Here is a 16,162-nt window from a genome sequence, read left to right as displayed (position 1 = left end):
TACGCCGGGCGACGTGAACGGCACCTAGGCACGGGATAATAGGAGGATCATGACGCTTCCTCCGCTGCATATCTCGTTTCCCGAGGAGCTTCCCGTCTCGCAGATGCGCGACGAGATCTCGGAGGCCATTCGCACCCACCAGGTCGTCATTGTGGCGGGTGAGACCGGGTCTGGAAAGACCACTCAGCTGCCGAAAATCGCCCTGGCGCTCGGCCGGGAGCGCATCGCGCACACCCAGCCGCGGCGAATCGCCGCCCGAACAATTGCGGAGCGTGTCGCCGAAGAGCTCGGTTCCGAGCTCGGCGGCCTCGTGGGGTACCAGGTGCGATTCACCGACCAGGTGTCAGCCGAGACGCGCGTGCGGCTGATGACCGACGGCATTCTGCTGAATGCGATCCATCGCGACCGCGAACTCTCGGCCTACGACACGATTATCATCGACGAGGCTCACGAGCGCAGCCTGAACATCGACTTCCTGCTCGGATACCTGAAGACGCTGTTGCCGCGCCGCCCCGATCTCAAGGTCATTATTACGTCGGCAACTATCGACCCCGAATCGTTCGCAAAACACTTCGAAGACCCGAAAACGCAGGAGCCCGCGCCGGTCATCGAGGTGTCTGGTCGCACCTACCCGGTTGAGCTGCGATATCGGCCGCTCGTCGAACGCGTTGAGAAACCTGACCCAAAGGGCGGGGCACCGAAGGTGCTCACCGTTGAGCGCGATCTGTTCGACGGCATCGGCGACGCAGTTGACGAGCTCGCGAAGGAGGCCCCAGGCGACGTGTTGGTGTTCCTGTCGGGCGAAGCCGAGATTCGCGATGCAACGGACGCTCTGCAGGGCCGCATGCGAGCGACCGGACGGGGCACGAGCGCCGCTCGCACTGAAATTCTGCCGCTCTACGGTCGCCTGAGCTCGGCCGAACAGCATCGTGTCTTCGAACGGCGATCAGGCGGCGCCCGGCGCATCGTGCTCGCCACCAACGTTGCCGAAACGTCGCTGACGGTGCCGGGCATTCGCTACGTCGTCGACGCTGGCACAGCGCGCATTTCGCGGTACAGTGCGCGCAGCAAGGTGCAGCGCCTCCCGATCGAGGCGGTCTCGCAGGCGAGCGCGAATCAGCGTTCGGGGCGTTCAGGACGCACGAGCCCGGGCATCGCGATCCGGCTGTACTCGGAAGAGGACTTTCTGTCGCGCCCCGAGTACACCGAGCCGGAGATTCGTCGCACCGGGCTCGCTTCCGTGATTTTGCAAATGCTCTCGCTCGGCCTCGGCGACATCGCGCGCTTCCCGTTTCTCACCCCGCCCGATCAACGCGGCATCGCCGACGGGCTCGGGCTGCTCACCGAGTTGGGGGCGGTAGAACCGGCGGCGAAGGGCGGGCGCGGCTCAGGCGCTGGGCGCGGCTCTAGCGGGCGCGGATCCGGCGGACGCGGCTCAGCCGGCGCCAGCCACCGCATCACGAAGATCGGCCGCGAGCTCTCGCGTCTCCCAATTGAACCGCGGTTTGCCCGCATGGTCGTGGAAGCCCGCAACCACGGTGTCGTGCCCGAGGTGCTCGCGATCGTCGCCGGGCTCACGGTGCAAGACGTTCGGGAGCGCCCGCAGGCCGAGCGCGGGCGGGCCGACGAACTGCACGGTCGCTTCGCTGACCCGCAGGGCGATCTCGCGACCCTGCTGAACCTGTGGAACTACCTGCAGGAGCAGCAGCGCGATCTCTCATCGAGCGCGTTCCGCAGGCTCTGCAAGGCGGAATACATCAACTTTCTGCGCGTGCGCGAGTGGATGGATCTCAATCGGCAGCTCGCGCGCATTGCGAAGTCGCCGCGCGGTGGCGCCGATGGGACTGGTGGTGTTGGTGCTGGTGGTGCCGGTAGTGCCGGTAATGCTCTGCCCGACACCGCGGACGGCGCGGCCGGGGCAACCGGCGACGCGATCCACCGCTCTGTGCTCGCGGGGTTGCTCTCGCAACTGGGCGTGCGTGATGACCGGCAGGATCGCGCTGCGCCCGCCCGGGGTCGCACTGCCGGGGCGACGAAGCGCAAGCCGGCGCAGGAGTATCTCGGATCACGCGGGACGCGGTTCGTGCTCTACCCGGGCTCGGTGCTGTCGAAGAAGCCGCCGGAGGTCGTGATGAGCGTGGAGCTTGTCGAAACTTCGCGCCTGTTTGCGCGATCGAACGCCGTCGTCGATCCGGCCTGGGCGGAAGAACTCGCCGGGCCCCTCGCGAAGCGCCAGGTGTCGGAGCCGCGCTGGGAGAAGAGTCAAGGTGCGGCGGTCGCTTATGAGCGGGTCACGCTGTTCGGCGTGCCCATCGTTGACCGGCGACGCGTACAACTCGCCCGCTATGACCAGGCGCACGCGCGCGAGTTGTTCATTCGGCACGCGCTCGTCGATGGCGAGTGGGACTCGCCCCAGGCGTTCGATCGCGCGAACCGGCAGCTCCGTCGCGAACTTGAACAGCTCGAGGAACGCACGCGACGACGCGACATTGTCGGCGACGATGAGGCGATCTTCGAGTTCTACGACGCGCGTATCCCCGCGGATGTCGTTTCGACGCGCAGCTTTGAGGGGTGGTGGAAGCAGAAGCGCGCGACAGATCCGCAATTTTTGCATCTGCGCCGCGAAGACCTCGTCGAAGACGACTCTGAAACCGTCGACGAAAACGAATTCCCGAAACAGTGGTCGCATGGCGACCAGACGCTGCGATTGCGTTACCGCTTCGACCCGACGGCAGATGACGACGGGGTGACCGTCAACGTGCCGCTGCCGCTGCTCCCCCGTCTCGAAGGCTCCGACTTCGAGAAGCTCGTGCCCGGGCTGCGTCAAGAGCTTGTGACAGCGCTCATCAAGACGCTGCCGAAGGCAATTCGGAAGCACGTGGTGCCGGCGGCCGATTGGGCACGAACTCTGCTCGCGACGGTCGGACCGCAGCTCGACGCACCCGTCGCCCCCGGGGCGACACCTCCCGCTCTCACGCAGCTGCTCGCGAGTGAGATACGGCGTCGCACGAGTGTTCCGGTCTCAGCAGGAGACTTCGACCCCGAGCGGCTCCCCGCCCACCTGACGCCGACGTTTCGCGTGGTTGATGGGCGAGGCCGCACCGTGGGTGCGGGCAAGAATCTCGCCGAGTTGCAAACCGCGCACCGTGAGCAGGCAACGCAGGGTGTCGCGAAGGTCGCTGCGGCCGCGCTTCCGAAGAGCGAACTCGAGCGGACGGGCGCGACGACCTGGGACTTCGGGGATCTTCCGCGTCACGTCGACACGTCGTACGCGAAGGGGCGAGGTGCTGGCGCTGGCGTGGTTCGGGCATACCCCGCGATCGTGGATCGCCGCACCGCGGTCGACCTCGTACTCGTGGCCGACGAGGCGGAGCAGGCGCGCATCTCTCGCCGGGGCATTCGTCGATTGCTCGTGCTGAGCTCGCCGTCACCGGCATCCTACGTGCGCGACCACCTGTCTAACCAGGAGAAGCTGCTGCTCGGAGCCGGGCCCTACCGCACGCTCGACCAGGCCATTGCGGACGTTTCGCTCGCGGTCGCGGACCGCGTGATCCGACGCCACGCCGCCGACGGTCTCGTCTGGCGCGCTGCGACCTTCGAGGCGTTGGCTGACGACTACGCGCGATCCCTCATCGACGAGATTTATGGCGCGATCTCGCTCACCGCGCGCGTGCTGGACGGCGCGCGGCTTGCCCGCCGAGCGATTGACGCGGCGAAGTCGATTCAGGTGCTCGGGCAGGTCGCCGACGCTGCACAACAAATCGACGGGCTCGTATTCGACCGCTTCGTCTCGCTCACGGGGCTCGCCCAGCTCGAACGAGTTCCGGTGTATCTCGAGGCCGTGCAGGTGCGCATGCGGGGGCTGACCGAGCAGGTGGGCCGCGACCGCGCATGGCAGAATGACGTGGATCGCGCGAAGGCGCTGTTCGCGGAGGCCGGCGGCGTGATCCCGCTACCCGCCGATGCCCCGGAGCATCTCGTGCGTGCGCGCTGGCTCATCGAGGAACTGCGCGTGAGTCTGTTCGCGCAGCAACTCCGCACGGCGGAACCGGTCTCGCTGCAGCGCATCCAGAAGGCGCTCCGCGAGGGGTAGGTGTGGGTGGCGGGTGGCGGGTGGCCGACCGCGGCCCGGCGGCTCGGCGGCTCGGCAGCTTGGCGGCTTGGCAGCTTGGCGGCTTGGCAGCTTGGCGGCTTGGCGGCTTGGCGGCTTGGCGGCTTGGCGGCTTGGCAGCTTGGCAGCTTGGCAGCTTGGCGGATCCGATCGCGGGGCTCCGCTCACTGGAGGCGACAGAAAGTCCCACTCTGAGCCAGTTTTAGGCGGAGTTTCTGTCGCCACTCCGGGGTCAGCATCCCGTTCCGCGGCTCCGGCCGCTTAGAGGCGACAGAAAGTCCGACTCTCAGCCCGTTTTAGGCGGAGTTTCTGTCGCCACCAGTGGGGACACCCCGAGTATGGCGCGCCACCAGCGGGGTCAGCCCCAGGCGACCCGCCACAGCGGGCGGGATTTACTTCTGCGCCGACTCCGTCAGCACGCGGCGAGCCTCGTGCAGCAGCTCGGGCTCCGTGATCAGGTCGTACCTCGTAGCGATCATCTGCATCACCGACGAGAAGTCGCGGCGGTTGCGGTTCATCGAGTACGAAAGCACACCGAACAGCATGCCGAACCCCGCGCCAATTGCAATTGCTGCGGCGAACACGCCCAAGATCGCACCGTTGTCAGGCTGGAAGATGAACAGCAGTAGTCCGAGGAACAGGCCGAGATAGGCCCCCGAGAGCGCGCCCATGAGCGCCACGCGTCCGTACGTGAGGCGGCCGGTGACGCGCTCCACACTGCGGACGTCGTTGCCGACGATACTGATCTGACGCACCGGAAAACTGGCTCGCGCGAGCACGTCGACCGCGTGTTTCGCGTCTTCATAGCGGTCGTAGGTCGACACGATGTCGCCCTTCGGAAGCTCAGGAACCAGCGGGAGACGCGACGACCGCATGGGTCCACCAGGAGTACTCATGCTCCCATCCTCCCATCGAAGGCTCCGCAAGCGGGCGAGTCTCGCGGAATCCCCCAAGATTCAGCTCCGAGCGTAGGTGGCGAGCGGTACCGTAGTGGGTGTGAGTACTTCGAGGGTCTTCGTTGGTCGACTCGCCGGTCGCGGCGTGTTCGATCCCGCTGGTGATCGCATCGGCAAAGTGCGCGACGTACTGGTCGTGTTCCGCGCCACGAGTGCCCCGCGCGTGGTCGGGCTGATCGTCGAGATCCCGGGCAAACGCCGCGTGTTTGTGCCGATCGGCCGCGTCACCTCGATCGGGTCGGGCCAGGTCATCACGACCGGACTCATCAATGTGCGTCGATTCGAGCAGCGCGGCGGCGAAACCCGCATGATCGCCGAGCTCATCGGCCGCGACGTGCGGCTCGCACCGAAGGCGCCGGGTGATCCGGCGCCGACAGCGCGCATTGAAGACGCCGCGATCGAGCGCAGCCGCACGGGCGAGTGGCTCGTGTCAGAGGTGTTCGTGCGCCTCCCCAAGCCCGCGGCACCATTCAGCCGCGGCGATGCCCGCATCGTGCCCTGGCCCGAACTCCAGCTTCCGAGCGACACAGAGGGCAAGCGCTCCGCTGAGCTTCTCATACAGACGCTCGTCGACCTGAAGCCCGCCGACCTCGCCGAGGCGCTCCTCGAACTCCCCCAGCCCCGCATGATCGAGGTCATCGAAGAGCTGCCCGATGAGCGTGTCGCCGACGCGCTCGAAGAGATGAGTGAGCAGGATCAGCTCGCGTTGCTCGCTCAGCTTCCCGCCGACCGCACCGCCGACGTGCTCGACCGCATGGAAGCCGACGATGCCGCCGACCTCATCGCGGCGCTGCCCGCCGCGCAGGGCGCCGAGCTGCTCGACCTCATGGAGCCGGAGGAAGCAGAGGATGTGCGCCGTCTACTCGAGTACGACGCTGACACCGCCGGCGGCCTGATGAGCCCGGCACCGATCGTGCTCGCCGCTGAGTCGAGCGTCGCGGAGGGTCTCGCCATGATCCGTCGCGCCGAGATCTCCCCCGCGATGGCCTCCGCCGTGTACGTCACGCACCCGCCGTATGAAACTCCAACCGGTGAGTACATCGGCTTCGCGCACTTCCAGCGCATGCTGCGCTTCCCGCCCCACGAGCGCATGGGATCACTGCTCGACACCGAGATCGAACCGGTGACGGTGCACGCAAGCGCGGCCGAGGTCTCGCGCCGTCTCGCGAGCTATAACCTGGTCGCGCTGCCCGTCATCGACGATCAAGACCGCCTCGTCGGCGTCGTCACCGTCGATGATGTGCTCGATCACCTCCTCCCCGATGATTGGCGCCACGCCGACGACGAAGACGAGGCCGCCGCTGACGCTGAATCGCGAGCGCAGCGATGAGCCCGTTCAAGCGGGGCAATGGTCTCGATGCGCCACGCGCGACGGGTGGGCTGGGCGCACCGCGCAAGAGCGACGAACGCTCCGGCAATAGCGAGCGGTTCGGCCGCTGGACCGAGAGCATTGCGCGCGGCATGGGCACGCCGTGGTTCCTATTCGCGCTCACAGTCGTGTGTATCGCCTGGCTCGCATGGAACACCTACGGTCCGCAAACGTTCCGATTCGACTCCGCCGCTCTCGGCTTCACGGCCCTCACGCTCATCCTCTCGCTGCAGGCCTCGTACGCAGCACCGCTGCTGCTGCTCGCTCAGAATCGGCAGGACGACCGCGACCGCGTGCAGATCGAGCAGGATCGGCAGCGCGCCGAGCGCAACCTCGCCGACACCGAGTTTCTCGCTCGTGAGGTGGTGGCCCTGCGGCTCGCAATGAAAGAGCTTCCGGATCGCGACTTCGTGCGTGCCGAGCTCAAGGCTCTGCTCGCCGAACTCGCCGCAGAAGACGAAACCAATGCCGACCCCGAGCCCGCAACACACTCGAGCGATGACGCCGAGCCGCGACGATGACGGCGGGCGTCCCAGCTGAAGCCACGGGAGCGGAGCGCGACGTCTGGGCGGCGCTGACGACTGTCACGGACCCCGAGATCCTGCGCCCGATCACCGAACTCGGCATGGTGCAAGAAGTCACGGTCGACGACTCAGGGCACGCCGAAGTGTCGATCCTGCTCACAATAGCGGGATGCCCCGCCGCCCGCCGCATCGAATCAGACGTGCGTGCGGCGACGGCGGCCGCTCCCGGCATCGCGAGCGCAGAGGTCGTCGTCGGGGTCATGTCGCCGAGCGAACGGCAGGCCTTTATTGAGCGGGTCAGGGGCGACCGCGGATCACGTCCTCAGCAGTTCGGACCCGACTCCCTGACTCGCGTGGTCGCCGTCACGAGCGGCAAGGGCGGCGTCGGCAAGTCGTCACTCACCGCTGGGCTCGCAGTCGCGCTCGCACAGCGCGGCCTCTCGGTCGGCCTCGTTGATGCGGACGTGTTCGGCTTTTCGATTCCTGGCTTACTCGGGCTCAGCCGCGACGGCCGCACCGAACAACCGACCCGGGTGGGCGACATGATCCTGCCTCCCGTCGCTCACGGCGTCAAGGTCGTGTCTATCGGCATGTTTCTCGGAGACGCCGACCCCCGGACCACGGCGGTGTCGTGGCGTGGCCCCATGCTGCACCGCACGATTGAACAGTTCTTGCGCGACGTGTGGTTTGGTGATGTCGATGTGCTGCTGCTCGACCTGCCCCCGGGAACCGGCGATATCGCGATTAGCATCGGTCAGCTGCTGCCCCAGGCGGAGGTCCTTGTCGTGACCACCCCGCAGGAGGCCGCGGCCGACGTCGCGGTGCGCAGTGCCATCGTCGCTCGTCAGACAGGCCAAAAGGTGCTCGGCGTCGTCGAGAACATGGCCGGGCTCGCCCAGCCCGATGGTACGGTGCTTGATATATTCGGCACCGGAGGCGGCGCTCTCGTTGCTGAACGATTGAGCGACGCGGAGCACGGTGACGTACCGCTGCTCGGCAGCGTGCCTCTCAGCCCCGCGTTTCGCGAGGGCGGCGACGTCGGCACACCGACGGTACTCACCGATGCGACTGACCCGGCCGCGGCCGAGGTGTTGCGCATCGCAGAGCGCATCGTGTCGACCGGTCGCGGACTCGCGGGCAGACCGCTCGGAATCAGCCCGCGCTAGCGACTCCGGCGATTGCTTCAATCGGCTCGGGCCGACCGAACAGGAATCCCTGGAAGGCATCGACGCCGAGCGCGCGCAACTTCTCGAACTGCGCCTCGGTTTCAACTCCCTCGCTCACGACCTGCAGCCCGAGGATACGTCCGAGCTGCACCACCGAGTGCACGATCGCCGCGGTCTGCTCGTCTTCGACAACGGTGGATACGAATGAGCGATCGATTTTCAGCTCCTGCACTGGCAGCCGTCGCAGGTAGCTCAGCGAGGAGTACCCGGTACCAAAGTCGTCAAGCGACGATCGCACCCCTTCGTCGCGCAGTTCATCGAGCAATCCGATTGTCCGATCGAGGTCACGGTGCAGCACGCTCTCAGTGAGCTCGACCTTCAGACGACCAGGCGCAATCCGGTGGCGCGCGATCACGCCGCGCACGCGATCCACAAAGTCACTCCCCTGCAGCTGCCGTTCGCTGAGATTCACCGCAAAGGTCAGGTCACGCGTCGTACTACCCGCTGCCCAGGCCGCCAGCACGCGGCACGCCTGATCGAGCACCCACTCCCCGATTTCAACGATCATGCCGGTTTGTTCCGCGAGCGGTATGAACTGGTCGGGCGTCATTAGCCCGCGGATCCCGTTGTGCCATCGGATCAAGCCCTCTTTGCCGATGACGCGCCGATTCCGGTCGACAATCGGTTGTGCAAACAGCCGTAGCTCTCCGCGTTCGATTCCCGTTCGCAGCTCAGAAACCAGCAGCATCCGCTCGTGTACCGCGTCGAGCATGCGCTGCTCGAATCGCTGCGCGCGGCGCTGACCGCTGAGCTTGCGCGCTCGTTTCCGAGCGATCTCGGAGCACTTCACGACCTCGTTAGGATCACCAGAAACGATAAAGGAGGAGGAATCGAGCCACGCGCTGATGTCAGCATCCTCTGACGCCCACAGCACGTGCCCCACGCTCGCCCCAGCCCCAATGACGATGCCGGATTCGAGTTCAATTGAATCGACCAGCAAGTCGAAGACGCGACCGATCATCGTGTGCACGGCCCGCTGCGCATCACACAGGTCCGCTCCGAGCCGTGCGAGCAGAATTCCGAAGGTGTTGGATCCGATTCGTCCGATGCGCGTATTGGCGTCGGGCAGACTACTCAGCCGCTGTGCGGCATCGCTCAGCAGGCGGTCTCCGGCTTCAAATCCGAACGCGTCATTGACTGCGGAGAGTTGGTCGACGCTCACGGTAATGAAGGCCGAAAAGCCGGGCTCCGTGAGTTCGCCGCAGGTGTCCTGCTCGATGGCAAGCATCATGGCCGCACGATTGTCGAGCCCCGTCGCCTGGTCAACATAGGCGAGCCTCCGCACGGCCGATTCTGCGGTATGCCGCTGTGTCTCCTCGGTGCGCAGCGCGACGAAGTTGGTCGGCTGACCGTCTCGACCAATGAGCGGCACGATTGTCGTGTTCACCCAGTACTCCGAGCCGTCTTTCGCGAGATTGCAGATCTCGTCATGCCACACGCGACCCGCCGTGATCGTCTCCCACAGTTCGGCGAAAAACTCAGGCGGGTGGTGGCCCGAGTTTACGACGCGGTGCGTGCGCCCGAGCAGCTCACTCCGCGAGTACTGCGACAGCTCGCAGAATCGATCGTTCACGTAGGTGATACGACCACTCGTGTCAGTGATAACGACAATGGAGTACTCGTTGAGCGCAATCATGATGTCGTCGAAGACGTGCTGCGGATTCGTAAGACGCTCGTGCATCTGACGCTGTTCGAATGAGATCTGTTTGGCCGCTTCGTTGCGGTCGATCTCGTTCGCGGTCACTCGATGTTCCCGTCCATCAGGTCGCTTCCTCGTCGAACATCAGCGCGCCGCCAGCGCCGCGCTCTGCCTGTGGAGTGATTCTACGCCGCGCCTCGGCATCCGCCATTTCAGATTGTCGAGAATCTGAGCGGGCGTCTCGCTCGTCTTCAAGCAGGGCGTCCCTGATGATGCGGCGCGGGTCATACTGCCGCGGATCAAGCTGGCGCCAGTCGACATCGTCGAACTCCGGCCCCATCTCATCGCGCAACCGGTCTTTGGCGCCGTCAGCCATGCGCTTGACGTTTCGAACAAGCTCACCGAGCTTCTTCGCGTAGCCGGGAAGACGCTGCGGACCCAGCACAAACATGGCGATCACGAGGATCACCAGAATCTTGTCAATTGTCAGGCCCATTCCGATAATCGTACCGCTCAGCGTCAGCGTCCGACCTGAATGCCCGGGCCGCAACGCCGTTGCTTTTCCATTGCCCCGCGTGTGCAACGACCCTCGCCAGCCCACGGCCCTACGCTATGGAGCAGGATCGCTCCGATAGCCCGTCTCTGCGGTGCATCACGACGCTCGGGAGCGGAGCACCACCGGAGGAAATCGTGAGCAAGCTCGAACGTAATTGGCAGTACGCCGAACAGTACCCCGGCGAGACCGACGCACTCGTGCGCGCACGTCGGCTGTCGCTCGAACTCGGCATCGAACCGGTCAGCCGATCCATCGGGGCACAGCTTTCCGGTCTCACCGCGCTGGCGCGAGCGCAGTCGATCTGCGAGATCGGCACCGGCGTCGGGGTCAGCGGTCTCTCGCTGCTGCGGTACGCGAACGAGGCGACACTCACATCGATTGAAATCGAACCGGAACACCTGCGGGAAGCGAAGGGCGTCTTCGCGGACGCAGGCATTGCCGCGTCACGACTGCGACTGATCGAGGGTGATGCGCGCCACGTCATGCCTCGCATGAACCTGTCGGCATACGATCTCGTGCTCATCGACGCGGCCCCCGCGCAGTTGCTCGAGCACTTCGAAAACGCTCTCGGCATCGTGCGCCCCGGCGGATCCGTCGTCGTTCCCGGCGCATTTGCGCACGGGCGGGTGCCCGATCCCGCGGCGCGCGACGAAGACACCCAGGCGATGCGGGATTTGCTCGCGCTCGTCTCTGAATCGCCCGCGATCGCGCCGATTCTTTCGCCCGCAGGTGATGGGCTGTTGACGCTCGTTCGTCTCGACGGTTAAGCCAGCAGCAGCCGGTTCACTCCCGAACGCCATAACCCCCGCGGCCGAGACCGCGGGGGTTATGAGAAACAGCAGTGTGCCGTCGAGTTTGACGGCAACGATGAGTTAGCCGTCGAGCACACCCGCGAGTACGTCGCGCAGCTCGGCCGCTTCCTGATCGTTCACGGACACCACCAGACGGCCGCCGCCCTCGAGCGGTACACGAACCACGATCAAACGGCTTTCCCGCACCGCTTCCATGGGTCCGTCCCCGGTCCTCGGTTTCATTGCAGCCATGACGCCTCCTTGCAGGTTGATGGTATTCATCATTTTATCGGTATTCACCCAGGCAAGGCGAACCCGCGCGTCACGACGCGACCGCTGTCATCGCGAGATGTCGCTCGATAGCCACTCTCGAAGCGCAACCGCCGACGATTCGATTTGCGAAACCGGCACCCGCTCGTCGTCTGCGTGTGCCAAGAGTGGGTCGCCCGGGCCAAAGTTGACCGCGGGAATACCGAGCGCCGAGAACCGAGAGACGTCGGTCCACCCGAATTTCGCCTTCGGCTCCTGGCCCACTGCGGCGACGAAACGCTGCGCGAGCGGGGCGTCGAGGCCCGGCCGAGCGCCGGCCGCGAGGTCGACAATCTCCACTTCGTCGGCTTCGGCGAAAAACTCGCGCACGAACGCTGCCGCCTCGTCACCACTGCGACTCGGCGCAAATCGGTAGTTCACATCAAACGAGCAGTGATCCGGAATCACATTCCCGGCGACACCGCCATCGATGCGCACCGCATTCAGGCCCTCCCGGTATTCGAGCCCGTCGACGACGATGCGCTCCGGCTCGTACGCCGCAAGCTGCGCGAGTAGTGCGCCGGCGCGATGGATCGCGTTCACTCCCATCCAACTGCGCGCCGAGTGGGCTCGCTTGCCGCGCAGCGTCACCCGCGCCCGCAGCGTGCCGTTGCATCCGCCCTCTATGGTGCCGTTTGACGGTTCGCCGAGGATCGCGAAATCCGCCTCGAACAGTTCCGGCCGATTGCGCATCGCGCGGCCCAGGCCGCTCAGGTCTGACGCAACCTCTTCGTTGTCGTACCAGATCCACGTCAGGTCGACCGCTGGCGCATTGAGCTCGACCGCGAGAGCGAGCTGTACTGCGACACCGGCCTTCATATCGACGGTGCCGCGGCCCCAGATGTACTCCTCACCCGTCGCAGCATCGGTCTCGTCACGTACGGGAAGATTTGCATTGATGGGCACCGTATCCAGGTGACCGGCAATGGCAACGCGACGGTCGCGGCCGAGCTCGGTGCGCGCCACGAGTGTGTCGCCGTCGCGGGTGACTGTGAGGTGTGGGGCGTGCGCGCGAAGCGTCGCCGCCACCGCATCTGCGATGCTCTGCTCATTGCCGGAGACCGACGGAATATCGCAGAGCTGCCGCGTCAGCGCAACCGGGCCCGCGTGCGGGTCGAGGATAATTTCAGGCGTCGTCTGGAAATCGCTGCTCACCCGAACCAGCCTATTGCCTGCGGCGGCCCGCGAGCACTCGCTCGCCGACGATACGATGGAACGTATGACTGCTTCTCGCTCCGCCTGGGCCGCCGGTATCTCCACAATCGCTACAGACGGCACCGTGCTCGACGCCTGGTTCCCCGCTCCCGCAATCGGCACGCGACCCGAGGATCGCGATCCGTGGATCGCTCCTTCTGAGCTCTCGGGCTTGACCGGCTCCGATGAACTGCGCGGGGTTGAGATTCGTTTTGTAGATGTCGAGATCGACCTCGATGCCCGCCCCGAGTCGACCGAAGACGCGTACCTGCGGCTGCATTTGCTCTCGCACTGCCTCGTGCGCCCGAATGAGCTCAACCTCGACGGCATCTTCGGCAAGCTCCCCAACGTCGCGTGGACGAGCGCCGGCCCGATGCTGCCCGAGCAGTACGCGGCCCGTCTACCGCAGCTGAAGCGGGCCGGGATCACCGCCGTCGGCGTCGACAAGTTCCCTCGGCTGACCGATTACGTCGTGCCGAACGGCGTGCGGATCGCCGACGCGTCACGCGTGCGTCTCGGCGCCCACCTGGCACCCGGCACGACCGTGATGCACGAGGGCTTCGTGAACTTCAACGCGGGGACGCTCGGCGCCTCGATGGTCGAGGGCCGCATTTCGCAGGGTGTGGTCGTCGGCAACGGCTCCGACATCGGCGGCGGTGCCTCAATCATGGGCACCCTCTCCGGAGGTGGCACGGAGCGAATCTCCGTTGGCGAGCGAGCCCTGCTCGGGGCTAACTCCGGCATCGGCATCTCCATCGGCGACGACAGCGTCGTGGAGGCCGGGCTCTACGTAACGGCGGGCACCAAGGTCATGCTGCCGCACGGCACGTCCGCGGCACCGGGCACCGCCGTCGAGGTAAAGGCTGTCGAGCTCTCCGGCATCGCCAAGCTGCTGTTCCGCCGCAACTCGCGCACCGGCGCCGTCGAGGCACTGCCCCGTGAAGGCACCGGCATCGAGCTCAACGCAGCACTCCACGCGTAGCGCTTCGCGCGCTCGGGCCTCCCGCTAGGCCTGAGCCGCGACCCGCGCCAACAGATCCGGCGCCCTGCGATCGAAGATCGCCGATCCCCACCGCACACCACCCCAGCAAGCCGCCGCGCCAGTAATGACGCCCACGGCGAGCGTAACCCAGGCCCACAGCGGATCGCGGGTGACGCCGGCGGCGATCGTGGTGGCGATCGTCGGGAGCGCCAAAATAGTCAACGATCCGTAAGATCCCGCCATTCCGACGAGGCTGAGCACGCCCGCTCCCGGCTTTGACGCGAACGGATTATCCCCCGACTGCGGAACCGGCATGACGAAGATGGCAGAGCTCACGCTCGCAACGCCAAACCCGCCGAGCGTTACCACCGCGACGAGACCCAGCAGCGTGGGCAGTTGATCGAACCGATCCACGAGTGCGGTGGTCACGATCGCAACGACGACGATCAACGGGAGCGCGACGATGGCATTGGCCCAGATTCGGCCTAGGCGGTCGTCGACGCCGCGCACGCCCCGCAGCACGTGCGTGCTGAATGCGGTGCCGTCATACGAGACGTCAGTGAAGGTGCTCAGTGAGAGCAGCGCGGCCACGAGCACGGTTGATCCGGGGAGCATGATCGACAACCCCGACGACCCCGACAGAAAACCGAAGACGACCGGCATCACCAGCACAACGATGAGGCTCTGCAGATAGCGCGGGTCACGCAGCCAATACGTGAGCGCTCGCGCGGCAATAGCGCCCCGCGGAGTGGCCGGGAAGCGACCCAGCCAGCCGACACCACCGCGCGTGTTCGTGCGCGAGCCGCCAGCGACCACGCCGAGGTTTGCGCGGTAGAGCCATCCCCAGGCAGCAAAGAGCACGACCAGCGTGACCAGCGCAATCAGCAGCTTCGCGACGGCCGCCATTCCGTGCCCGGTCGCGATCTCACCGGGCACGGACCACACGGCACCGAGCGGCGACCAAGACAGACCATTGGCGATCGCCGGAAGCCGATCTGCGAATGTGGCAACGCCCTCTTGCACGACGGAAATGATCGGCCCGACCAGCACCAGGACAAGCAGCAGCAGCCCACCGATCAGTTCACGGAAGCGCCGGTGCCCGGCCGCGCGAGACATGGCTGTCACCGTTAACTGGCACGTCAATACGCAGGTGAGCGTGGCGAACGGGGCGAGGAGCACCGCGGCGAGCATCGCGCCAGGCGAACTGAGCCACGCGATCGCGGACGCCACCGAAAGCAACAGTGTCACGATGCCCGGAATGCCGAGCATGCTCGCTGCGGCGATGCCCGCGAGCTGGACGCTGGGCCGCATCGGTAGCGTCACGAGACGGGCAGGGTCGAGCGTGCGATCCATGCCGGTGGCCAGGATCGGGCCGAACGCCCACCCCACGACAAGCGCGGAACCGGCCAGAATGAGCACCGTTCGTGCGAGCTGCGGCTCCCCCATACCCAGGAATCCGAGCCCGAAGACGACCATCGTCATCACGCCGAGTGCATACAGACCGCCAAGAATCGCGCCGACCAGCTGCCACGGGTGCCGCCGCAGCGTGTTACCCATCACGAGAAAACGAAGCCGGATCATCACGAGCACCCGGGCGACGGCACCGGTTCGCGCGGTCACAGCGTGCGGCGCAAAGCCGCCGCCGGACGACGAGACAGGCTGGCCCGGAATCAGGCCTGATTCAGCCATGCCGGCCCCTCCATTGCCGCGCGCCCACCGACGAGTTCGACGAAACGCTCCTCGAGTGTCGATTCCCCGCGCACCTCGGCGACGGTGCCGGCGGCTAGCACCCTGCCATCGGCGACCACCGCAACGTGGTCGCACATGCGCTCGACCAGATCCATCGAGTGGCTCGAGACGATGACCGTGCCCCCGCCCGTGACGAACCCGTGCAGAATGTCGCGGATGTTCGCTGCAGACACCGGATCCACCGATTCGAACGGCTCGTCAAGCACGAGCAGTCTGGGTGCGTGCACCAGCGCGCACGCGAGCGCAATCTTTTTGGTCATGCCTGCCGAGTAGTCAACTACGAGCGTGCGCGATGCGGCGCCCAGGTCGAGCATCGTCAGCAGGTCGGAGCAGCGCCGAGCCACCGTCTCGCGATCGAGGCCAGCGAGTAAGCCGTTGTACGTAATGAGTTGCTCGCCGGTGAGCCGGTCGAACAGCTTCACCCCGTCGGCGAGAACGCCGACGAGCTGTTTGGCCTCTGTGGGATGCTCCCACACGTCGACACCGGCGATCAGCGCTTGCCCCATATCGGGGCGCAACAGGCCGGTCGCCATTGAGAGCGTGGTGGTCTTGCCCGCGCCATTCGGGCCAACGAGACCGAAGCAGGAGCCCGTCGGTATCACCAGCGAGATACCGTTTACAGCGATCTTCTCGCCGAAGCGCTTGGCCAATCCTCGAATCTCGAGCGCGGGTGGGTTCATCACTGAGTCCATGTAACCACCCTAACCGGCTCGTTACCCCTGCCGATAGCAGCCGCACGGAGACGGCCGCCTTGCT

The 16,162-nt window shown here is 66.0% G+C and carries 13 protein-coding genes; 6 read left to right on the top strand and 7 right to left on the bottom strand.

What is annotated here, in order from left to right; translation table 11 throughout:
- Positions 1 to 49: 49 nt before the first annotated feature.
- On the top strand, positions 50 to 4,093 hold the full coding sequence (gene hrpA / locus ACFWHR_RS06695) for an ATP-dependent RNA helicase HrpA (RefSeq protein ID WP_382447488.1): 4,044 nt from the start codon (positions 50 to 52) through the stop codon (positions 4,091 to 4,093).
- Between the two features lie 410 nt (positions 4,094 to 4,503).
- Here the strand turns inward: hrpA and ACFWHR_RS06690 are convergent, their stop codons facing one another.
- Positions 4,504 to 5,007, bottom strand: a complete 504-nt coding sequence (locus tag ACFWHR_RS06690; RefSeq protein ID WP_382447487.1) for a general stress protein — start codon at positions 5,005 to 5,007, stop codon at positions 4,504 to 4,506.
- A gap of 100 nt (positions 5,008 to 5,107) precedes the next feature.
- On the opposite strand from ACFWHR_RS06690, the gene ACFWHR_RS06685 reads away from it, so the two are divergent.
- Genes ACFWHR_RS06685 through ACFWHR_RS06675 form a run of 3 tightly spaced genes read left to right on the top strand, consistent with a single transcriptional unit; the run spans position 5,108 to position 8,126 of the window.
- A complete protein-coding gene (locus ACFWHR_RS06685) occupies positions 5,108 to 6,397 on the top strand; it encodes a magnesium transporter MgtE N-terminal domain-containing protein (protein WP_382447486.1) in 1,290 nt (429 codons plus the stop codon).
- Positions 6,394 to 6,957, top strand: coding sequence for a DUF1003 domain-containing protein (locus ACFWHR_RS06680; protein WP_382447485.1), 564 nt, complete (start codon positions 6,394 to 6,396; stop codon positions 6,955 to 6,957). Before ACFWHR_RS06685 ends, ACFWHR_RS06680 begins: the two co-directional genes overlap by 4 nt.
- Positions 6,954 to 8,126: an Mrp/NBP35 family ATP-binding protein gene (locus ACFWHR_RS06675; protein WP_382447484.1), complete on the top strand. Its 1,173-nt coding sequence runs from the start codon at positions 6,954 to 6,956 to the stop codon at positions 8,124 to 8,126. Before ACFWHR_RS06680 ends, ACFWHR_RS06675 begins: the two co-directional genes overlap by 4 nt.
- Here the strand turns inward: ACFWHR_RS06675 and ACFWHR_RS06670 are convergent.
- Positions 8,113 to 9,930 (bottom strand): putative bifunctional diguanylate cyclase/phosphodiesterase, encoded by a 1,818-nt coding sequence (locus tag ACFWHR_RS06670; protein WP_382447483.1) that lies wholly within the window; start codon positions 9,928 to 9,930, stop codon positions 8,113 to 8,115. The genes ACFWHR_RS06675 and ACFWHR_RS06670 overlap by 14 nt on opposite strands.
- 16 nt (positions 9,931 to 9,946) lie before the next feature.
- Positions 9,947 to 10,321: a twin-arginine translocase TatA/TatE family subunit gene (locus ACFWHR_RS06665; RefSeq protein ID WP_382447482.1), complete on the bottom strand. Its 375-nt coding sequence runs from the start codon at positions 10,319 to 10,321 to the stop codon at positions 9,947 to 9,949.
- Between the two features lie 194 nt (positions 10,322 to 10,515).
- Here ACFWHR_RS06665 and ACFWHR_RS06660 point away from each other — a divergent pair, with 194 nt between their 5' ends.
- Positions 10,516 to 11,148, top strand: coding sequence for an O-methyltransferase (locus ACFWHR_RS06660; protein WP_382447481.1), 633 nt, complete (start codon positions 10,516 to 10,518; stop codon positions 11,146 to 11,148).
- 105 nt (positions 11,149 to 11,253) lie between these two features.
- Here the strand turns inward: ACFWHR_RS06660 and ACFWHR_RS06655 are convergent, their stop codons facing one another.
- Both ACFWHR_RS06655 and dapE read right to left on the bottom strand, forming a co-directional pair.
- Positions 11,254 to 11,424, bottom strand: a complete 171-nt coding sequence (locus tag ACFWHR_RS06655; RefSeq protein ID WP_075201434.1) for a DUF3117 domain-containing protein — start codon at positions 11,422 to 11,424, stop codon at positions 11,254 to 11,256.
- A gap of 87 nt (positions 11,425 to 11,511) precedes the next feature.
- Entirely contained in the window at positions 11,512 to 12,636 is a 1,125-nt protein-coding gene (gene dapE, locus ACFWHR_RS06650; protein ID WP_382447480.1) for a succinyl-diaminopimelate desuccinylase, read from the bottom strand.
- Between the two features lie 64 nt (positions 12,637 to 12,700).
- Between dapE and dapD the strand changes: the two genes are divergently transcribed.
- Positions 12,701 to 13,657: a 2,3,4,5-tetrahydropyridine-2,6-dicarboxylate N-succinyltransferase gene (gene dapD, locus ACFWHR_RS06645; RefSeq protein ID WP_382447479.1), complete on the top strand. Its 957-nt coding sequence runs from the start codon at positions 12,701 to 12,703 to the stop codon at positions 13,655 to 13,657.
- A gap of 24 nt (positions 13,658 to 13,681) precedes the next feature.
- Here dapD and ACFWHR_RS06640 read toward each other — a convergent pair whose 3' ends face one another.
- Positions 13,682 to 15,346 carry a transporter gene (locus ACFWHR_RS06640; protein ID WP_382447478.1) on the bottom strand — a complete coding sequence of 555 codons (1,665 nt, stop codon included), beginning with the start codon at positions 15,344 to 15,346 and terminating at the stop codon, positions 13,682 to 13,684.
- Entirely contained in the window at positions 15,328 to 16,098 is a 771-nt protein-coding gene (locus ACFWHR_RS06635; RefSeq protein WP_382447477.1) for an ABC transporter ATP-binding protein, read from the bottom strand. The genes ACFWHR_RS06640 and ACFWHR_RS06635 overlap by 19 nt, the downstream gene beginning before the upstream one ends.
- Between the last annotated feature and the right edge of the window lie 64 nt (positions 16,099 to 16,162).

It is taken from the genome of Leucobacter sp. NPDC058333, from assembly GCF_042726155.1.
Taxonomy (GTDB): domain Bacteria; phylum Actinomycetota; class Actinomycetes; order Actinomycetales; family Microbacteriaceae; genus Leucobacter.
Note: the sequence above shows the minus strand (reverse complement) of the source record. Positions and strands in the feature narration are given on the sequence as shown.

Coding starts and splice junctions, on each gene's coding strand:
- hrpA (WP_382447488.1), top strand. CDS start 50: ATGACGCTTCCTCCGCTGCATATCTCGTTTCCCGAGGAGCTTCCCGTC.
- ACFWHR_RS06690 (WP_382447487.1), bottom strand. CDS start 5,007: ATGAGTACTCCTGGTGGACCCATGCGGTCGTCGCGTCTCCCGCTGGTT.
- ACFWHR_RS06680 (WP_382447485.1), top strand. CDS start 6,394: ATGAGCCCGTTCAAGCGGGGCAATGGTCTCGATGCGCCACGCGCGACG.
- ACFWHR_RS06675 (WP_382447484.1), top strand. CDS start 6,954: ATGACGGCGGGCGTCCCAGCTGAAGCCACGGGAGCGGAGCGCGACGTC.
- ACFWHR_RS06665 (WP_382447482.1), bottom strand. CDS start 10,321: ATGGGCCTGACAATTGACAAGATTCTGGTGATCCTCGTGATCGCCATG.
- ACFWHR_RS06655 (WP_075201434.1), bottom strand. CDS start 11,424: ATGGCTGCAATGAAACCGAGGACCGGGGACGGACCCATGGAAGCGGTG.
- dapD (WP_382447479.1), top strand. CDS start 12,701: ATGACTGCTTCTCGCTCCGCCTGGGCCGCCGGTATCTCCACAATCGCT.
- ACFWHR_RS06640 (WP_382447478.1), bottom strand. CDS start 15,346: ATGGCTGAATCAGGCCTGATTCCGGGCCAGCCTGTCTCGTCGTCCGGC.
- ACFWHR_RS06635 (WP_382447477.1), bottom strand. CDS start 16,098: ATGGACTCAGTGATGAACCCACCCGCGCTCGAGATTCGAGGATTGGCC.